At 37.6% G+C, this 21,273-nt stretch carries 17 protein-coding genes; all 17 read left to right on the forward strand.

All coding sequences use genetic code 11. From position 1 onward, the window contains the following. Positions 1–39 precede the first annotated feature (39 nt). The 17 genes from SPK86_RS05565 to SPK86_RS05645 all read left to right on the forward strand — a co-directional run bounded on the left by SPK86_RS05565 (position 40) and on the right by SPK86_RS05645 (position 21,234). The gene (locus tag SPK86_RS05565; protein WP_330948831.1) at positions 40–1,731 is read left to right on the forward strand and encodes a methyl-accepting chemotaxis protein; all 1,692 of its coding nucleotides are present in this window, start codon (positions 40–42) and stop codon (positions 1,729–1,731) included. A 46-nt stretch (positions 1,732–1,777) separates the two neighbouring features. Further along, the gene (locus tag SPK86_RS05570) at positions 1,778–2,527 is read left to right on the forward strand and encodes an EAL domain-containing protein (RefSeq protein ID WP_284139226.1); all 750 of its coding nucleotides are present in this window, start codon (positions 1,778–1,780) and stop codon (positions 2,525–2,527) included. Positions 2,528–2,585: 58 nt separating this feature from the next. Further along, positions 2,586–4,574, forward strand: a complete 1,989-nt coding sequence (locus tag SPK86_RS05575; RefSeq protein WP_330948832.1) for a chemotaxis protein CheA — start codon at positions 2,586–2,588, stop codon at positions 4,572–4,574. 17 nt (positions 4,575–4,591) lie between these two features. Continuing rightward, on the forward strand, positions 4,592–5,053 hold the full coding sequence (locus tag SPK86_RS05580) for a chemotaxis protein CheW (protein WP_330948833.1): 462 nt from the start codon (positions 4,592–4,594) through the stop codon (positions 5,051–5,053). A gap of 28 nt (positions 5,054–5,081) precedes the next feature. Continuing rightward, on the forward strand, positions 5,082–6,776 hold the full coding sequence (locus SPK86_RS05585; RefSeq protein ID WP_284139229.1) for a methyl-accepting chemotaxis protein: 1,695 nt from the start codon (positions 5,082–5,084) through the stop codon (positions 6,774–6,776). Between the two features lie 560 nt (positions 6,777–7,336). After that, on the forward strand, positions 7,337–8,332 hold the full coding sequence (locus SPK86_RS05590; RefSeq protein WP_284139230.1) for a TAXI family TRAP transporter solute-binding subunit: 996 nt from the start codon (positions 7,337–7,339) through the stop codon (positions 8,330–8,332). 107 nt (positions 8,333–8,439) lie between these two features. Then, the gene (locus SPK86_RS05595) at positions 8,440–10,398 is read left to right on the forward strand and encodes a TRAP transporter permease (protein WP_330948834.1); all 1,959 of its coding nucleotides are present in this window, start codon (positions 8,440–8,442) and stop codon (positions 10,396–10,398) included. Positions 10,399–10,499: 101 nt separating this feature from the next. After that, positions 10,500–11,000 carry a ferritin-like domain-containing protein gene (locus SPK86_RS05600; protein WP_284139232.1) on the forward strand — a complete coding sequence of 167 codons (501 nt, stop codon included), beginning with the start codon at positions 10,500–10,502 and terminating at the stop codon, positions 10,998–11,000. A 155-nt stretch (positions 11,001–11,155) separates the two neighbouring features. Then, complete coding sequence (locus tag SPK86_RS05605) at positions 11,156–12,370, forward strand: CynX/NimT family MFS transporter (protein WP_284139233.1); 1,215 nt, start codon at positions 11,156–11,158, stop codon at positions 12,368–12,370. 427 nt (positions 12,371–12,797) lie between these two features. Further along, entirely contained in the window at positions 12,798–13,955 is a 1,158-nt protein-coding gene (locus SPK86_RS05610) for an MDR family MFS transporter (protein ID WP_284139234.1), read from the forward strand. Between the two features lie 62 nt (positions 13,956–14,017). Then, positions 14,018–14,749, forward strand: a complete 732-nt coding sequence (locus SPK86_RS05615) for a Cof-type HAD-IIB family hydrolase (RefSeq protein ID WP_284139235.1) — start codon at positions 14,018–14,020, stop codon at positions 14,747–14,749. A 121-nt stretch (positions 14,750–14,870) separates the two neighbouring features. Further along, positions 14,871–15,056, forward strand: a complete 186-nt coding sequence (locus SPK86_RS05620; protein WP_284139236.1) for a cold-shock protein — start codon at positions 14,871–14,873, stop codon at positions 15,054–15,056. A gap of 320 nt (positions 15,057–15,376) precedes the next feature. Then, on the forward strand, positions 15,377–16,897 hold the full coding sequence (gene exaC / locus SPK86_RS05625) for an acetaldehyde dehydrogenase ExaC (protein ID WP_330948835.1): 1,521 nt from the start codon (positions 15,377–15,379) through the stop codon (positions 16,895–16,897). A gap of 63 nt (positions 16,898–16,960) precedes the next feature. Beyond that, positions 16,961–17,323 (forward strand): DUF779 domain-containing protein, encoded by a 363-nt coding sequence (locus SPK86_RS05630; protein WP_284139238.1) that lies wholly within the window; start codon positions 16,961–16,963, stop codon positions 17,321–17,323. 110 nt (positions 17,324–17,433) lie between these two features. After that, the gene (locus SPK86_RS05635) at positions 17,434–18,471 is read left to right on the forward strand and encodes a hypothetical protein (RefSeq protein WP_330948836.1); all 1,038 of its coding nucleotides are present in this window, start codon (positions 17,434–17,436) and stop codon (positions 18,469–18,471) included. Between the two features lie 119 nt (positions 18,472–18,590). Then, positions 18,591–19,022 (forward strand): IDEAL domain-containing protein, encoded by a 432-nt coding sequence (locus tag SPK86_RS05640; RefSeq protein ID WP_284139240.1) that lies wholly within the window; start codon positions 18,591–18,593, stop codon positions 19,020–19,022. Positions 19,023–19,356: 334 nt separating this feature from the next. Next, complete coding sequence (locus SPK86_RS05645; RefSeq protein ID WP_443089761.1) at positions 19,357–21,234, forward strand: OPT family oligopeptide transporter; 1,878 nt, start codon at positions 19,357–19,359, stop codon at positions 21,232–21,234. Positions 21,235–21,273: the final 39 nt, after the last annotated feature.

The raw sequence follows: 21,273 nt of genomic DNA on the forward strand, positions 1-21,273 counted from the left end.
GGTTAGCATAGATATAATTAACAGAGGAGAAATGAAGAAATGGGGAAATTATTTCGTTTTAAAAGTATAGGTACAAAGATATTATTAGGCTTTATCATTGTCATTTCAATTTCAGCAATTTCGAGCACGAATTACTATTATTCGATAAAAAATGTTAACGAGCAGACGGAAGGTACGATGAATAAAGAGTTTGAAATCGTTCGTTTAAGCAATGATTTGGCATACGACTTAGCAGACAGTAGATCAGTTATTCGTGGTTATTTCCTATATGGAGATAAGGAGCTTAAGCAAGTATATGAAGATAGGGTCAAGCACAGCGACGAACTCGTTGTTCAATTGAAAAAGCTAACAGATGATGAAAGTATCACAATTATTTTAGATAAAAAGAAGCAATGGGAAGATATCGTAGGCCAAGCAATTATTGATTATGAAAAAGGAAATGAGAATGCGGCTTTAAATGTTCTCCAAGGAGCGAAGAACATATCCGGAGATATCGTTCAGGAAGTAGAGAAGCTCACTGCTTCTGAAGAGGAAAAAATGAAACAAAGCAGTGATGCAATCGTTGCGCAAGGGGATATGTCGGTTATACTTAGCCTTGTCGGTTCGGCATTGATTTTGATAGTAGGAATTACAACCGCATTGCTAACATCTCGTTCTATAATAAGACCAGTTCGCACGTTGATGGATCGAATGAATACAATTGCGGATGGTAATTTAAATGATGAGCCATTACAAACAAAAGGAAGAGACGAGATTGCACAACTTGTAAACGCAACGAATACAATGGCTGCCAACACACGCGGAATGCTTGAGCAAATTAATTCTGTTTCGCAGACGGTGACAAGTCATAGTGAAGAATTAACGCAATCTGCAAGTGAAGTAAAAGCAGGTACAGAGCAAGTAGCCGTTACAATGGAAGAATTAGCAACAGGAGCAGAAACACAGGCAAACAGTGCAAGTAATTTAGCAAGTATCATGACTGCGTTTGCGGAAAAGATTGCCGAAACAAATGAAAATGGGGAACAAATCCAATTAAACTCTGATAAAGTTCTTGAGATGACAGAAGAAGGAAGAGGCTTGATGGCTGCTTCTACAAGTCAAATGGAAAAAATCGATCAAATTGTACAAGACGCGGTAAATAAAATGGCAGGGCTCGATAAGCAATCACAAGAAATTTCAAAGCTTGTTACTGTCATTCAAGATGTGGCAGAGCAAACGAATCTACTAGCACTAAATGCTGCTATTGAGGCTGCTAGAGCAGGAGAGCACGGGAAAGGGTTTGCTGTTGTTGCGGATGAAGTGCGAAAGCTTGCAGAACAAGTATCCCATTCGGTAAATGATATAACTGGAATCGTTTCACAAATCCAAAGTGATTCAGGGATTGTTACGACTTCCTTGCAAAATGGTTATAAAGAAGTAGAGCAAGGAACAGCACAAATTAATACGACAAGAAAAACGTTTGATAATATTCATAGCTTTTTAACAGAAATGGTTACGAATATCCAAGCTGTTGGAAATAACCTTTCTGAGATCACTGCGAATAGTCAAGAAATGAATGGTTCCGTTGAGGAAATTGCCTCTGTTTCTGAACAAGCGGCTGCAGGTGTTGAAGAAACAGCAGCCTCTGCGCAGCAAGCAAGTGGTTCAATGGAAGAAATCGCTGGTAGTGCAGACCAGCTTGCAAAAACGGCAGAGGAATTACAACAACTGGTTCAACGTTTCAAACTATAGTTTGAACAAAGTTGTATCAAGAAGCTAGAGTATAAAGGATGGTTGTATGAAAATGCTGATGGAGGATTTGGAAATTGACAACATAGATTTTCATCACGTTTTTCAGCCGATATGGAATGTTTCTGAGGAACAAGTAGCTGGTTATGAGGCGCTTATTCGGCCAAAAGGTTTTACAAATCCAGAATTGTTTTTTCGCTATGCAAAAGAAAAAGAATTACTTTATGAAATAGACATGGGCTCTATTTTTCAAATATGCCAGTTGGATTTAAAGCTTTTAGGTAGTGAAGGGAAACTGTTTATTAATACGTTTCCCTCAACCCTAATGAATAAAAGCTTTATTAAGCATATAAAACAAATTGTAAAAAGCACAGGTGTTAGTCCGAGTAACATTGTCATCGAAATAAGTGAGGCAGAAAAGGTGTTGGCATTAAATCCACTCTTGAATAGAGTGGACCAGTTACGAAGCATGGGATTTCTAATTGCATTGGATGATGTAGGAAAAGGAGAAACAACCACACAGTCCATTGTAGAGATTCAACCAGATATCGCAAAGCTTGATCGTTTTTATGCGGAAGATTTATCGCAATCCAATGAAAAAAAACTGTTTATTGAACAATTGCTAAAGCAATTCAAAAATCAGGTTGCGTTTATCTTAGAAGGTGTCGAGCGCGAGGAAGACTACATAATTGGAAAGCAACTAGGGATTCAATTTATACAAGGCTTCTTTCTCGGTAGGCCGGAAAAATTAGAATTTTATCAGAAATTCAAGCCAATGCATCGAAAAACACGCAAGTAGCCTGTTCTGAAATAGGGTACCTAGGGTGAAAATCGGCGTAAAGAAGGGGACTGAAAAAATGGATACGGATCAGTATATCGAAGTATTCCTTGATGAAAGTCGAGAGCATTTGCAAGCCGTAAATGATAATTTATTAAAATTAGAAAAAGAACCTGAAAACATAGGAATTGTTAATGACATCTTTCGCTCAGCACATACATTAAAGGGAATGGCTGCAACGATGGGGTTTGAGGACATTGCTTCCTTAACACATAAGATGGAGAATGTGCTAGATAAGATGCGAAATAATGAATTGAATGTAACAGCAGATGTTATTGATGTGACCTTTACAGCGGTTGAATACTTAGAAGAAATGACAAATGAAATTAGTGAAGGAAACAGTGGAAAAAAAGACGTTACAGAGTTAGTAGCACGGCTTGACTCGATTGAAAATGGAACAAATATGGAAAAAACAGTGTCAAAGGAACACCAAGCGGTAAGTAATGAAATAGATCTTGATGAATATCAGTTAACCGTAATCAAACAAGCATTGGATCAAGGATATAAGCCTTATCATATTCAAGTACAGCTTGAGGACAAGTGCGTGTTGAAAGGTGCACGAGCTTATATGGTCTTCGAGTTATTAGAAAACGCTGGAGATGTTATAAAGACGTACCCAACAGTTGAAGAAATTGAAGAAGGAACCTTTGAAGATGGATTTTCCATTGCTTTCTTATCCCAACTGGAAGACAGCGAAATAAAAGCAATGATTTTCAATGTTTCTGAAATAAAAGATGTTATTATCACATCGCTTTCATTAGAAGCGACCGATAAGAAGAAAGAAGAAATAAAAGAAACAGCGAGTACGAATGAACAGCTTGAGCAAAAAACAACAGATACTTCGAAGAAAAGCAATGGTTCAAAAACGATTCGAGTTAATTTAGAGCGTATAGAGCACTTGATGAATCTGTTTGAGGAAATTGTAATTGATCGAAGTCGTTTAGAGGATCATGCACAGAAAATCAAAAGTCACGAGTTAACAGAAACGGTAGAGCATATTTCTTATGTAGCTGAAAACATGCAAAATATTATTTTATCCATGCGGATGGTTCCTGTTGAACAAGTGTTCAATCGTTTCCCACGCATGGTTAGAGGACTTGCCAAGGATTTAGGAAAAGAAATTAATCTCCAATTGGTTGGGGTAGATACAGAGCTTGATCGCACGGTCATCGATGAAATTGGCGACCCACTTGTGCATTTAATCCGGAACTCTATTGATCATGGTATTGAAACACCAGATTTACGAAAGCAAGCTGGAAAGTCTACAGAAGGAACGCTAACATTACGTGCATACCATAGTGGAAATCATGTTTTCATTGATATTGAAGATGATGGTGCGGGAATCAATCGAGAAAAAGTATTGGAGAAAGCAATTGAAAAAGGGTTAGTAACCAAAGAACAAGGGCGCGAATTATCGGATGATGAGGTATTTCCTTATATCATGGCATCCGGTTTTAGTACCGCTGATCAAATTTCGGATATATCGGGCCGTGGTGTCGGACTTGATGTTGTGAAAAGTAAGATTGAATCCCTTGGTGGGAGCATAACAATTGAATCGGAAAAAGGAAAAGGAAGCATATTTTCAATTCAGTTACCGTTAACGTTGTCAATTTTGTCTACGTTACTTGTAGAAGTAAAAGCTGAAATTTTTGCTATTCCACTATCATCCATTATGGAAACACTTGTGATTTCAGAAAGTGAAATGATGTATGTAAGTGGTCAAAAAGTAATCGATTTCCGTGGACATGTCGTACCGATTGTTGCACTTGGGGAAGTGTTTTCTGTACCTGAGTACGACAACGAGAATGCAAAAGAGCACGCTATTGTTATTGTGAAAAAAGGAGAAAAATTAACAGGATTTATCGTTGATTCCTTTATTGGGCAAAAAGAAGTTGTTTTAAAATCCTTAGGGGAATATCTTGGTGACGTACGTGGGATCTCAGGTGCAACAATACTTGGCGATGGAAATGTTGCCTTAATTATTGATGCGAATGCTTTAATAAAATAATGGTGAGGAGTGAATACATGGAAACTCTAAGAAAAATAATTATTTTCACATTAAATGGACAGCAATTTGGCGTGGATGTGAATCAAATTGTTTCGATTGAAAAAACAGGTGAAGTTACATCTGTACCGAAAACATCAACTTTTATTAAAGGAGTGATGACGCTTCGAGGCGAAACAACACCAATTATTGATTTAAAGGAACGACTGTCACTCCCAATAACAGAAGAAACGATGGAAAACCGTATATTAGTCGTAGATGTAGATACAGTTCAAGTTGGACTAATTGTTGATGCTGCGACAGATGTAAAGGATATTGCAAATGGCGCGATTGAAGAACCACCACAAATCGTACGAGGGATAGACAAGGAATTTTTACAAGGAGTTGCTAAAGTAGAAGAGACGCTTATTTTACTTTTAGACTTAAAGCAAGTATTAAACCTCGAAGAAACAGATGAAGTAAAAGAAATCACTACCGAGTAATATAACTCACTAGGAAGAAGGAAGATTCATGAAAAAACTATTTAACTTTAAACATATACGGACAAAAATACTATTTGGCTTTGCTTTTGTGATGCTTCTTGTATTCGCAATATCTGCAACGAATTACTTTGCAATGAAAGGGACAAACATAGCCATTAAACAAGTAATTGAAGAAGAGCTTGAATTATTAACCGCCAATCAAAATATGACACAGTCGATGCTCGGCAGAATTGCAGCCGCACGAGGATATATTTTAACAGGATCGATAGAGCATAAAAAGGCGTTTAGTGAATATACAGAGCTTGGGTTAGAGAACGAAGAAATCATTCGAGAAATTAATGATTCTGATGAGTTTGATCAATTGATAGAAAAAACAGTGGAATGGCGAAAAATAGTCACGGATGATATTTTTGTTGATTATGATCTTGGAAATAAAGACAAAGCATATCAAAAACTTGTAGCCACAATGGAACAAACAGCGGAAATTATTAATGGCTATGAAAAGCTAACACAAGAAAGTCATGAACGAATTGAACAAATCGGAAATGAAACGATTCAATCTGGAGAAACAGCTCGAATTACAAGTTTAGTGTTTTCTAATTTAACAACAGTGTTTATTATTACTATTGCATTATTAACAGCACGTATGGTTTCGAAGCCAGTTATTAAAGTTACGAAACGAATGAGTCAAATTGCAAGTGGTGAATTGAACCACGAAGCATTGGAAACAACATCAGTAGACGAAATTGGTCAATTAACCCGTGCTACAAATGAAATGAACGCGAAAATGCGAGATATTTTAACGAGTATATCTAATGTATCAAATACGGTTGCAGCACATAGTGAAGAATTAACACAGTCTGCCAATGAAGTGATGCACGGTACAGAGCAGGTAGCAACGACGATGCAGGAATTAGCTACAGGATCTGAAACACAAGCAAATAGTGCTAGTGATGTCGCTTCCATTATGGGAACATTTGCTTCGACAGTTAAGGAAACAAATGAAAATGGCGAGCAAATTAAGCAATATGCAGACGAGGTAATTGAGATGACCTCTGAAGGTAGTGACTTAATGAATGCTTCTACAAACCAAATGAAACGAATCGACCATATGGTTCGTGATACGGTTACAAAAGTAGAAGGACTTGATGCACAATCACAGGAAATTTCAAATCTTGTTTCTGTCATTAATGATATTGCCGATCAAACCAATTTGCTTGCATTGAATGCTGCAATCGAAGCGGCTCGGGCAGGAGAACAAGGAAGAGGCTTTGCCGTAGTAGCAGATGAGGTACGAAAGCTAGCTGAACAAGTTTCCTTATCCGTTACAGATATTTCTGGTATCGTCGAACGAATTCAACAGGAAACCAATCTAGTAACGACTTCCTTGAAGGAAGGGTATAAAGAAGTAGAGCAAGGTAGTGAACAAATTGAATCGACTGGGGTTACGTTTGGAAAAATCAGCTCTGCAGTTTCAAACATGGCGGAAAGTATTACCTTTGTTTCCGAGAATCTTGCTAATATTGCTGAAAACACAGAGAAGATTAATCATTCCATTGATGAAATCGCATCAGTATCGGAAGAGTCTGCAGCAGGGGTAGAGGAAACAGCTGCAACTGTACAGCAAGCAAGCAGTTCAATGCAAGAAGTAGCAGGAAGCTCTGATCAATTAGCAAAGCAAGCAGAGCAACTAAATGAATTAGTGGGTAGATTTAAACTGTAAACTTTATTTGTCGGACTCTGAAAAATAAATGAATGCAAATCCTCTTTCTATCTCTTGATGGAAAGGGGATTTTTTAATCATAATTTCTTTTAATAAAACATTTTATTTGATAAATTAATATATTTACAATAATCAGTAAAAAGCGTATTATAAAGAAAAATAGGAGAAGGAGTGGAGAAATGGGAGTAATCGTAAAAAAATGTCGTTTGTGTGATAACGAAATAGAGTTTAGTCCTTTTTCATTGTGTAATACTTGTCTTATCGAAAAAGAGAAGGTCCTTCATTTCATTAAATATCACCCGCAAACATCCTTAAAGCTAATCGCTCAATCAACGAAAATACCACTCGAAAAAGTTTCCAAAATGGTTTTAATGAACTCTCCCAACAAATCTAAATAACTTCTTTTTTAAAATACACCATTAACAGTATAATAATCTGAAAATACTAAAAATATTATTGATATTCCGTTTATTTCATAGTAAGCTTAAAAAAACACTACTTGCAGTTCTTAATGAAAGCGTTATCAAAAACTATGTTTAATGACTAAAAGGGGGAAGACAATGAAAAGAAAAAAGAGGACGAGTGTTCTGTTACTATTTTTTGGAATGCTACTGCTATCAGCTTGTGGAGGTGGTGGAAGCAACATCGCTATTGGACCACCAGCAAGTGAAACGAATGCTGTATCCAAGCAAATATTAAAGGCATATGGACTGGAGGAAGGGGATTATGAAGCGTTTCAGGAGGGATTTGGAGATGCGGCAGATCAAGTGCAAGATGGCAATGTTGATGTATCGATAGGTATACTAGGTCTTCCAGCGGGGAGCATTGAGAGCTTGCACGCTTCTGCTGGTGATGTGAAAATGTTAGAGCTTTCAGATGAAGCAATAGCATATATGGAGAAGAATAGCGGCTATAAACGCCATACGATTCCAAAAGATACGTATGATTTTATGGATAAAGACATTGAAACAGTGACTGCTTACGCGATCCTGATGGCAAATACAAACACGATTAGTGAAGAGCTTGGCTATGAATTGGCCAAAGCAATGGTTGAAAAGGCTAGCGAAATAACCCATGCGCAAGGAGTCCAAATGACGCTTGAAAATGCGCTAAATGGTGCTAAAGGATTGCCAATTCATCCTGGAGCAGCAAAGTACTATAAAGAGCAAGGCTTATCATTTGATAATCCTATTGCTAAACTTCAGATAGAAGGGGAAAAAGAAGAATTCATTCTAGGAACAGGTAGTTCTGGTGGAACATATTATCCACTCGGAGGAGAAATGGCAGGTGTTTGGAATAATCATATAGATGGGATTAATGTAACGAATACAGAAACAGGAGCATCTATCGAAAATCTTGCTTCCATTCGAGATGGAAAAATGGACCTTGGAATGACCGTTCATGTCCCTGCATTAAATGCAATCGAGGGAGCAGGAGATTTTGAGGGAAATAAGGTCACCAATGCAGCGTTTATTGGTCATATTTATCCAGAGGTTGTGCAAATTATAACGCGAGAGAACACTGGTATAGAAAGTCTGGATGATTTAAAAAAGTAGTAGATTAATAAAGGGAATCTAACGGAAAAGCGTTTCACTGGTATTTATTTAGGAACAGATTGGTGTGATTTCCCCATTCTGTTCCTATTGAAATGGATGGTGGTCGAATGAGAGAAAGCCAGCCAAGAGAATCAGGAGCACAAGCTATACTAGAAAAATATGATCGAGAAAGCCAGTTTCGATTGAATCTCGGAAAGTGGGGTTTGATTGTTACCTTTTTAGGTGTTTATTTAACAGTCTTTCATCTATATACAGGCTACTTTGGTGTGTTACCTTCACAAAAGCAAGGTGCAATTCATTTAGGCACTGCGCTAGGTCTAATATTCTTATTGTTTCCAGCAAAGAAAGGAATGCAAAAACATCAAAAAACTGTTCCCTGGTATGATATTATCCTCGCTTTTCTAGCAATGTACATTTCCTATCATAAGGTCATTTTCTTGGATTCTATTCTTCAAAGTAGAATTACTGGATATCATCCATTTGATATGATTTTATCGATTGTTGGTATTTTGCTTGTACTCGAAGCAACACGTCGAACGGTAGGGTTACCAATTGTGATTGTTGCTGGAATTACCATCTTATATACTATTTTTGGGAAATATATCCCGACACAGCTTTTATCGCATCCTGGCTTTTCTATTGATCGGATTGCCACGAATTTGTGGTACCAGGAAAGTGGTGTTTTTGGAACACCAATTCAGATATCCTCGAAATTTATTTTTCTCTTTTTGTTTTTTGGGGTAATGCTTGTCCATACGAGGATCGGTGCATTTTTTAATGATCTTGCTTTCTCACTAACAGGTCGCTATACCGGTGGCACAGCAAAAGCTGCTGTATCTGCATCTGCGTTACAAGGAATGGTTTCGGGTAGTTCAGTTGGCAATACAGTAGCTTCTGGTTCATTTACCATACCAATGATGAAAAAAGCAGGCTTTAAACCAGAGTTTGCGGCGGCTACAGAAGCTTCGGCATCAACTGGTGGGCAGATTATGCCTCCATTGATGGGGGCTGCTGCCTTTATTATGATGGAATATTTAGGTGTAGACTTTTCTACTATTATGCTTGCAGCACTTGTTCCTGCAATGCTTTATTTTACAGGAATCTTTATTGGAACACACTTTGAAGCAAAAAAACGAGGTATTGTGGGACTACCAAAGGAGGCATTGCCAAATTTTAAAAAGCTCATGCTACGAAATGGATATATGCTATTACCGCTAATTGTTATTGTAGGAACAATAATGATTGGCTTTACCCCACAGCGAGCAGCAATAATCGGTATTGTTTCTGCATATCTTATTAGTTTGATTCGGAAGGAAAGTAGATTATCCTTGAAGCAAACGATATATGTACTAGAGGAAGGTGCACGCGTAGCACTTCCTGTAATCGCAGCAGTTGCAACTGCTGGAATTATCGCAGGCGTCGTCAGTATTACTGGATTAGGTGCTAAATTTGCCACGGGTATTATCGCTTTATCTGGCGGTATTCTTCCATTTGCATTAATGCTAACAATGGTTGCTTGTATTATTCTTGGTATGGGATTGCCGACAACAGCAAATTATGTTGTTACTGCAACGGTAGCTGCTCCTGCTTTAATTAATACGTTTGGATTAGAACCAATCGCTGTACATATGTTTGTATTTTATTTTGGTATCGTTGCCGATATAACGCCACCAGTCTGTTTGGCAGCATATGCTGGAGCCGGAATTGCAAAAGCGAATCCTTTTCGTACCGGATTAAATGCAGTAAAGCTCGCTATCGCAGCGTTCATTATTCCATATATCTTTATTTATGATCCAATCCTCTTGCTGGTTGATGTAACGATTCCGCATTTTGTATTAGCGGTCGTAACCGCATTCCTTGGAATGTTGGCTGTAAGTAGTGCAATGATTGGTTTTTTTGTAAGCAATTCACGCATTTGGGAACGTGTCCTATTGATGTTAGGAGGATTACTCATGATTCATCCCGAAGTTTATTCGAATGTAGCTGGCTTCTTATTGATGGCGATAGTTTGGTTATTGCAAAGAAATCGAAAAAATGGTGAAGTATCACAAAGTGCAGCAGTTTAATGATTTAAGCAGACTAAGCGTAAATATATAAGATAGATAATAACCCAATATCTCCTTCATGCATATAGTAGTAGAGAAAACGCCGTGGAAGGGGATGAAGGATGTATTACTATATGTATCCAAATGGTTATGCAATGAATCAAACTGCTGTTCCGCGTGCACAATCTTATTGGGAATATCCAATGGATCCTCGTGTGCAAGGCCAGAATGAACAAGTCTTAAAGGCATTAATCCATGCCATGGAGGGGGAAAGCGGAGCAATCGATTTTTATACGCGACTAGCTACAATGGCACCGAATAAAATGGCGAAGGACGTAGTAGAGCATGCTTTAAATGATGAAAAAAAACATCTAGAAGCTTTTGTGGAACTTTATAAAGCGTTAACTGGAAAAACACCGAAATATAAAACACCTCGAACGAAATTTTCGAATTTCAAGGAAGGGGTATGGGTTGCGTATAATGATGAGCTAGAGGCGTATGAAACTTACCGGGATGATTATCTGTTGTCTAACGATCAAATGATTCGAGATACGTTTTTTCTCGCTATGACAGATGAAATTGAACATGCAATGCGGTTTGGTCTTCTCTATCAGATGCTATAGCGTTAAAAACAAAAAAGATTTCCTGTCATAATCAGGAGATCTTTTTTGTTATGGATAGAACGGAAAGCATAGGCCTTTCGCACTTCTTTTTTCTTCCTTTTCCGTGATATGCTATGATAAAAGCAAAGTTGGAAATCTAGAAGGGAGTAGCTCCTTTGCAATTACAAAACAAACAGCAACGTACAAAGCAATGGTATCGGATATTATTAGTAGTTGGTATCGTGTTCGTATCCTTTAATTTACGTCCAGCAATTACATCAGTTGGCCCGTTAATTCGTTTTATTCGTGATGATTTAGCACTTTCTAATTGGAGTGCTGGTTTATTAACGAGTCTCCCATTAATTGCTTTTGCGCTTTTATCTCCAGTTGTACCTAGACTAGCAAATCGTTTTTCTAATGAAATGCTGTTATTACTCGGTTTAATTGTGCTATCGGTTGGGATATCTCTTCGTTCAATTGCAGTGACATTCCTTTTATTTGGTGGTACGTTACTAATCGGACTAGGTATTGCGGTTTGTAATGTGTTGCTTCCAGGTGTTATTAAGGATAAGTTCCCGACAAAGGTAGGAATCATGACAAGTATTTATTCAACAAGTATGGGAGTGCTGGCGGCAACTGCATCTGGAGTAAGTATTCCGCTAGCTGTAAATTATGGACTTGGATGGCAGCTTTCCTTACTCTTCTGGATCATCCCTGCTATTTTAGGAATTCCTGTTTGGATATATCTGCTGAAGAAAAATGGTAAAGAAAAAAGTCAAGGGCTTCGTTATGTAACAACAAATGATAATCGAATTTGGAAGTCGCCGCTTGCATGGCAGGTTGCTTCCTTTCTAGGATTGCAATCATTCTTATTTTACGTAACAGTTTCTTGGCTACCAGAGATTTTACATAATTATGGTGTAGATATGGCAACTGCGGGATGGATGCTTTCATTTTGTCAGTTTATTGGACTTCCAGCAAGCTTTATTGTGCCAATGATTGCCGGTAAATTAAAGTCTCAGCGTGGAATTGTATTTGTGATGACGTGTATATCGGTTGGGGGCTATGGCGGCTTACTCGTAGGAAAGTCAGAAATCACGATGGTTTTCAGTGTTATTCTAATTGGAATATCGTTAAGTGGTAGCTTTGCTTTAGCACTGGCTTTTTTAGGGTTACGCGCAAAAAATGCGAAACAGGCAGCAGAGCTTTCAGGAATGGCTCAAGCATTAGGCTATATATTGGCAGCAGTTGGCCCTATTATTATCGGGTTTTTATTTGATATAACGGAGGCGTGGACCATTCCATTAATTATACTCATTTCTGTATCTGTATTCGTTATGCTGTTTGGATTTGGAGCTGGGCGAAATAAATATGTGTTAGATGATGAGTAGGAACGGATAAGCAAAAGTCTAGCATTCGTAGGGTTGATAGTTAAATATGAAAAAAGCGTGTCAAAAAAGGTGAAAGTAATACTTATGGCATGCTTTAGTCGTTGTGAACAGAGAAGATTTTCAATAAGTGTGCTATGATCGTCGTAGGGAAGGTTATGGAATTGAGGTGACAAATGGAAAAGATGAATGCTACGGAGCTTTGAATTGATTTTGTACTTCCCAACGTCGAATTATTTTACGATTATAAAGCTTTTGGTGAAGTAATTCCTGTTGATTTTCAAAACGCACTTGGAAAAGATAATTCATTATCATAATGCCTATTATTTGACATTGCCTACCTATCATAATTGTATTAAAATAAATGAATAATTTATATGTTTGGATACAAGCATCAATAGAATTTGCAGAAGAATGAGAGATGATGGGGATGCCTAAATATATTTGGCTATTAGTTATAGCTACAACGATTAATGTAACCGGAGGATCATTTTTATGGCCGCTCAATACAATTTATATGCATAATGAACTTGGTAAAAGTCTTGCTTTTGCTGGGGTCATTTTAATGTTGAATCAAGGAGCAGCTATCGTAGGTAATTTAATTGGTGGAGCGCTTTTTGATAAATTTAGCCCTTATAAAACGATTTTATACTCCACATTGCTCGTAACTTCGGCTGCAATATTCCTTTCGTTTCATCATACGATTGTACCTTATTCCATTATGCTGATTCTTATCGGATTTGGAACAGGTGCTACTTGGCCAGTTATGTTTGCGATGGCTGGTTCAATTTGGCCAGAAGGGGGACGCCGCGCATTTAATGCAATATACGTTGCGCAAAACTTAGGTGTTGCTCTTGGTGCAACAATTGGTGGATTTGTGGCAAGTATTTCATTTAACTATATTTTCATCGCGAATGCATCATTGTTTTTTGTTTTTCTGTTAATGGTATTGTTTTTCTTTCGTGGAATGGATGAGGAACGTGATCGTCAAATGCACACGACTGTTATTGAGCAAAGCAAAAAGATTGAAAATAAGTCGGCCTTTCGATCCCTTCTCATTCTGTGTAGTGGCTTTTTTGTTGTTTGGTTTGCTTATAGTCAATGGCAATCAACGATAGCATCACATACACAAGATATAGGTATTCCGCTAGAACAATACAGTACATTATGGGCAATTAATGGGTTTCTAATTGTGCTTGGTCAGCCTTTATTAAAGTTGTTCACATGGCAGTCTCAAAAGACGTATATTTACGTTGGGAGTACGATCTTTCTATTTTCATTCATCATTGCGATGGTGGCAGATCAATTTGTTATGTTTGCCGTAGCCATGGTGATTTTAACAATTGGGGAAATGCTCGTTTGGCCTGCGATTCCTACTTTAGCAGATGAACTAGCTCCAAAAGGTAGAGCAGGATTTTATCAAGGTATTGTGAATAGTGTTGCTGCTGCAGGACGAATGCTTGGTCCTGTTCTTGGTGGCTTAATTGTTGACTTATTTCACATTCAATTGTTGTTCTTTATTTTGATATTTTTATTATTTATTCCATATGTAACGACAACACTTTTTGATCGAAGAATTCAAAATTAATGATGAGATAGTTTAGTCTTAATAGAGAAATGCACGATGAACTCAATATCAAGGAGGATTCCATGGGACAAATAAAATTAATCGCACTAGATATGGATGGGACGTTATTAAATAAAGACGATATGATTACAGATTATACGAGAGAAGTATTATCACAGGCAATGGACAAAGGTGTACATGTCGTGTTAAGCACTGGTCGATGGTTGGAATCATGTTATCCGTATGCCGAAGCTTTAGGATTAACATCCTATTTAGTGACGAGTAATGGTGGCCAAATTTGGACTGTTAAGAAGGAGTTGATTGAAGAGCATTTGCTAGAAACAGCTAAACTCGAAAAAATGTATCATTTAGGAAAAGAAATCGGGTTAGATATGTGGATGGTTTCTACGAAAGGCGTATATCGTGATAGACTTCCAGATGATTATCTAGAACAGGATTGGTTAAAACTCGGATGTGATACATTTGACAAGCAGAAGCTAGAAGAAATGATGAAGGAATTATCCTATATAGATGGACTTGAGTTAACAAATTCATTACCTACAAACGTAGAAGTAAATCCAAAGGGCGTTAATAAAGCGAATGCATTAAAAACGGTTTGTGAAAAAATTGGTATTACAATGGATAATGTATTTGCTGCTGGGGATAGCTTAAATGATATAAAAATGATACAACAGGCAGGAATAGGTGTAGCGATGGGAAATGCACAAGAAGCAATTAAAAAAGCTGCCGACTTTGTAACAGATACCAACAATAATGATGGTGTGGCAAAGGCTGTTAAACGTTTTGTACTATAGCGTATAAATTGTTTTTATGTAGAGAAATACCGTTGCGATACATTGATTTATCCATGCTCTTTCTTTGTTCCTTGAAAAGGAGTATAATGGAACAAGAACCTTGAAAGGGGATGTAGCTGTCATGTCTTTTTCTCGTGGACCAAAAGAACCACTTCCAGAAGAGGAAACAGCAGTATGGTCATGCACAAGTGACGATTGTAATGGCTGGATGCGTGCATCATATAGCTTTGCAAAGGAACCTAAATGTCCGCTCTGTGAGTCTGAAATGGAGCAAGAGGTACGAATGCTTCCAAAACTAGAAAATTAATGCGCGTTTTTTAATGTGACATGCATATGATTAACAGGGGTTGGAACAACGTATTGCTTATAATTGGAATTATGTTTTATTTATTTTAGGAAGTAACATGTAAAGAGAGTATCTACGATAAATGTGGGTGCTCTTTTTTGTGTGCGAAATTAGGATTGTCTAAAGAGAGAAACACTTCTTTGCAAACTATAAGCTTTTTTCTTCCATTTAGCTCATGGAAAAGTAGGCATAAATTCCTTTGTAAACTTATAAATTGTAATAAAGTCATCATGATCTTCATACACCTTTGCCCACTAATTATATAAGGGAGGAAAAAGTGTATGCAATACGCAAATCCAAATACTACTGGATCTAAAGTGAATTTTAAAGAGAGGTATGACAATTTTATTGGCGGGAAATATCAACCGCCAGTAAATGGTGTTTATTTCCAAAATGTTAGCCCTGTAACGGGGGAGGTTTTCTGTGAGGTTGCTCGTTCGTCAAAAGAGGATGTAGATGCTGCTATTGATGCAGCGTATCAAGCGAAAGAAAGCTGGAAGGAAACCTCGGTAGCAGAGCGATCACAAATTTTAAATGATATTGCAGATCGCATGGAGGATAACTTAGAAATGTTAGCGGTTGCTGAAACCTGGGACAATGGAAAAGCAGTTCGCGAAACGTTAGCCGCTGACATTCCTCTAGCAATTGATCATTTTCGATATTTTGCTGGTGTGATTCGAGCACAGGAAGGTGGCATAAGTCAGATTGACTCGAATACGGTAGCCTATCACTTCCAAGAACCTTTAGGTGTTGTCGGACAAATTATTCCATGGAACTTTCCTATCTTGATGGCTACTTGGAAACTAGCTCCAGCATTAGCGGCAGCAAACTGTGTTATTTTAAAGCCTGCTGAACAAACGCCTGCATCGGTTCATGTGTTACTAGATTTAATAAAAGATCTACTACCAGATGGTGTGGTAAATGTGGTCAATGGTTTTGGTGTAGAAGCGGGAAAACCGTTAGCCACTAATTCCCGTATTGCCAAAATTGCATTTACTGGAGAAACGACGACGGGAAGACTTATTATGCAATATGCGTCCGAAAATATCATTCCAGTGACGCTTGAATTAGGTGGTAAATCGCCAAATATATTTTTGCCAGATGTCATGGATAAGGATGATGCATTTTTAAACAAGGCGATTGAAGGGCTTGTGATGTTTGCACTTAATCAAGGGGAAGTATGTACGTGTCCATCAAGAGCGCTTATCCATGAATCAATCTATGATTCGTTTATGGAGCGGGCGATAGAGCGTGTCAAACAAATAAAAGTTGGGCATCCATTAAATACAGAAACAATGATGGGAGCACAGGCTTCTACAGAGCAACTTGAAAAGATTAAGTCCTATTTGGATATTGGAAAACAAGAAGGAGCGGAAGTGCTCGTTGGTGGAGATGTCAATCAATTAGCAGGAGAATTAGCCGGCGGATATTATGTTCAACCAACCATCTTTAAAGGAAATAATAGTATGCGTATTTTTCAGGAAGAGATTTTTGGACCCGTTCTTTCTGTAACTACATTTACGGATGAAGAAGAGGCAATGAAGATTGCCAATGATACATTATATGGTTTAGGTGCTGGTGTTTGGACGAGAAATATAAATACGGCATATCGTTTTGGAAGAGGAATTGAAGCAGGAAGAGTGTGGACGAATTGTTATCATCAATATCCTGCACATGCTGCCTTTGGCGGCTATAAAAAATCGGGTATTGGTAGAGAAAATCATCGTATGATGCTTGACCATTATCAACAAACGAAAAATTTGCTTATTAGCTATTCAGAAGGAGCTGCAGGCCTGTTTTAAAAGTGTTAATTATTATGGAAAAGGAGAATGCACCTCTTTTCGGCATGATAAGGAGGAAAAGGTATGGTAGAACGTGTCATTGCAACCGAAGCGGCGCTAGAGCTTATCGAACACTTAAAACGATTACATGGTGACTTGTTATTTCACCAATCAGGAGGCTGCTGTGATGGAAGCGCGCCGATGTGTTTTCCGAAAGAAGAATTTAGAGTAGGCGATTCTGATATGAAGCTAGGGGAAATTGGTGGGTGTCCCTTTTATATCGCAAAGGATCAGTATGCATATTGGCAGCATACGCAGTTAATTATTGACGTAGTAGAAGGAAGAGGAGGAATGTTCTCGTTGGAGGGTCCAGAAGGAAAGCGCTTCTTAACTAGATCGCGTGTGTTTACAAATGAGGAATGTAATAGCTTGGTGAATAAAACGTAGCATGTTTTGTATTCAAGTTGCATAGAAAAATCTTGATACTGGAATCACTAAACTAGCCCAATACACATACACTAGTTGAGAGTCATATTAAAACTAAAGGATGTGTTAGCTTGGATAAAACATATTATTATGTCACTGGAAATACATCAAAAGGGCTGGTAAATTTCTTAGATTCAAATTTGCACCAGATTAAAAATGTGATTGTTCTAAAGCATCCATCATTACGGGTGAAAACTGCAGTATTGGATCATCTTGTGAAGCAGCTTTCTAATCAAAAGAATATAGAAATATTATGTAGTCCGTTTGGAGCGGACTTACTTGATGGCATCATCAACAGAGAGGATTCTGTTGCTATTGTTTCAGAAGATGTAATACCGGCGGGTACGAATTTGGATGTAAAGGAAGTAGACCTAGAATTAACAATCCAATATTCTGAACAGGATAGTGCTACGAATAGAGAAATCTATAGGCTTTTAGATAATGCTTATGCATTGTTTGCTGATGGCTTAGAAGTTCATGATGATCTCGAATCCATTTATATTCAAAATATGGATTTTGACCGTGCAAACGAAACGACTTCAAACTTAATTGAAAGTCTCTTAAACGGGGCTGTGGAAAAAGAAGGAAAGGGACACGTTTTCCATCGCCTTTTTGGTACAAATACGCCAGATGGAAGCGTTAATGTCCTCCCTTCCCTTCTTCAAAGAGTTAACAAAAAATATTACATTAAAGGGCGTGCTGGTACAGGGAAATCGACCTTAATGAAGAAGGTATGTCAAGCCTGTGTGGAACGTGGGTATGATACGGAATTGTATCATTGTAGCTTTGATCCAAACAGTATTGATATGGTACTTGTTGATGAGTTAGGCTTCGCAGTATTTGATAGTACCGATCCACATGAGTTTTTCCCTGAAGATGAGCAAGATATCATTCTAGATATGTACGAGAAGGCAGTAGCGCCAGGAACGGACGATTTGTATGCCGCATCTATTCACAGTTTAAACGAAGCGTATAAAGGATACATGAAAAAAGGAATATTAAAGATTAAGGATGCACGAGTGAAGCTAGATGAGATTGAGAAAAAAGATTCTATTTCAGAATTAACCCTACGTCAAGTAACGGATCAGCTATTAGCTGTAAAAGAATAAATAATCGCCAACCTTGGCGATTGTTTATTCTAAATTCCTAAAAGCAGTTGCGTGGTTCATAAAAATTGTGTAAAATTAATTTACAGAAAATTATGATTATAAGTGGTGGGGGTGGATAAGTGGTAACCGTCAAATTACTTAAACCATACTACATTAAGTCAGACGAACAAAATGTAATTGTTGTCTTAGCCTATCAATACTTCGCGATGTTTATAAATCATAAAGTGTACCAATTTATTCCGGTAGAAGAGAAAGAAATTCGAATTAATCGGGTTACGAGAAAAATAGAAAATGTCGGTGCGCGGTTTGCCTTTCAAAAAGGAAAAGATATTATTTATATGTCGATGTCAGAACTTATTTCTTTACCTGATTTTCTCCGCCAACTCAATACAATTACAGCTCCATATTTTGAAGAAGAAACAGAAATTAATAAGGTGGAGCAAACTGCTATTATTCGTGAACTAGAGCAATTAAACGTAAAGCGATTAATTGACAAAGCATTAGATGAACGAGATGAAACAGCATTTCGTCAATTAATGAAGCTACTGTAACGAAAAGCATTTCTCATAAAAAATGGGAAATGCCTTTTTCTTGTCTTTTTAACGGTACAGCTTTATATGAAATATACCAATGCTTTCATATTAATAAACAAGCTGTTGTTAATCTGTCGGATAATTGGATGAAAATGACAATTTATCTTTTATGGTAAAGAAAAAAGAAACATAAGGTGTAAAAAAATTCCTCAAAACTATATCCATAGATACTTTGAAAAATTTAGAGAATATGATAATATTAAAAACTGTTGGCGAATTTTGCAATTTTAATTAAATTTTCTAATTACTTCGAAAACTATCTGTTTATTCGTCATTAAAATTAAAGAAGAAGGTGTTTTGTTTGGCAAAGGAAAAGGGGAATGCAGGCTTTCAACCATATGTACCTGCTTCACAAAAACGTCCTGAATTTACTGTAATGGCTATGATTGTTGGAGCATTTCTAGCAATTATATTTGGCGCAGCAAATGCTTATTTAGGATTGATCGTGGGAATGACCGTTTCTGCATCTATTCCAGCTGCAGTCATTTCAATGGCAATATTACGGGTCATAATGAAGCGTACATCTATCTTGGAAAATAATATCGTTCAGACGATTACTTCCACTGGTGAATCACTTGCGGCTGGGGTGATTTTTACGCTTCCTGCATTATTTATTTGGCAGTTACAACCCAGCCTAACTACCATTGCAATTATTGCATTAGCAGGTGGGATTCTTGGTGTTGTATTAATGATTCCATTACGTCGTGCACTAATTGTTAAAGAACATGACACACTTCCTTATCCAGAAGGAACTGCGTGTGCAGAGGTGCTTGTTGCAGGAGAAGAAGGAGGAAAAGGAGCCAAACTAATTTTTGGTGGTCTTGGTATTGGAGCCGGATTTAAGCTCTTAACAGATGCTGTAAAGGCTTTTCCTTCTGCGATCGAATGGGAAATTTATAAATTTCAAAACGCAGCAATTGGCATGAATACGTTACCTGCTTTACTAGGGGTTGGATTTATAATAGGACCAAGAATTGCCGGAATTATGTTTGCTGGTGCAGTTCTTGGTTGGCTAGGAATCATCCCGTTAATCAGTTATTTTGGTCAATTTGCAGATACGGTTATTTACCCTGCAGCAATTCCAATCAGTGAGATGAACTTCCATGATATTTGGGGCAATTACTTAAGATATATTGGTGCTGGAGCTGTAGCATTTGGAGGAATTATGGGGCTTGTCAAAACATTGCCAACTATTATCTCTTCCTTTACTGGAGCTGTAAAAGGATTTAAGGATGCAGGTGGAAGTCAGCAGCTCCGTACAGAACAGGATATTCCAATGAAAGCGATTGTTCTTTTAACGGTCGGGTTTTTAGCAATTCTAACATTCTTCCCACATATTGAGGTTGGAATTGTTGGTGCGCTACTCCTGTTAGTATTTGGATTTTTCTTTGTAACTGTTTCATCACGCATTGTCGGAATTGTTGGCTCTTCTTCAAATCCGGTATCAGGGATGACAATCGCAGCTTTAATTTTCATTACGATTGTATTGTCTTTAGTAGGACAAACCGGTGAAGCGGGTATGGTATCTGCGATTATTATTGGTTCTGTTGTTTGTATAGCTGCGGCAATTGCAGGAGATACTTCACAGGATTTAAAAACCGGATATATTGTAGGAGCTACTCCAAAATGGCAACAAATTGCGCAGCTTTATGGTGTGCTTATTACGAGTATAGTGATTGGCTTTATCCTAATTTTATTAGATAATGCATATGGCTTTGGATCATCAGATTTACCTGCACCACAAGCGGTTCTTATGTCTATGGTGGTTGAAGGAATCATGAATGGTGATCTTCCTTGGAATTTAATTTTTATCGGAATGGCAACTGCAGCAGTAGTGGAGTTGTTTGGAATCGGTTCATTACCATTTGCAGTAGGATTATATTTACCAATACATTTAACATCACCAATTATGGTTGGTGGATTAATTAAGTGGATTGTAGAACGAAGAGCGAAATCCAAAGAAGAACGTAAAGAAAAAGTGGAGCGTGGAATCTTACTGTCATCAGGTTTAATTGCTGGTGAAGCATTAATGGGGGTAATGATTGCACTTTCTATAACAGCTGGAATTACATTACCAGCAGAGACGTTATTTGGTCCAATGGTATCGATTGTGATGTTTGGACTCGTTGCTTGGTATTTATACTTTACTGCAACGAAGAAAAAAATATAATAAATGAAGAAAACACCTGTACGCGAGATAAAATCGTGT

Source organism: Virgibacillus sp. MG-45, assembly GCF_036409425.1.
Lineage (GTDB): Bacteria > Bacillota > Bacilli > Bacillales > Amphibacillaceae > LDC-1.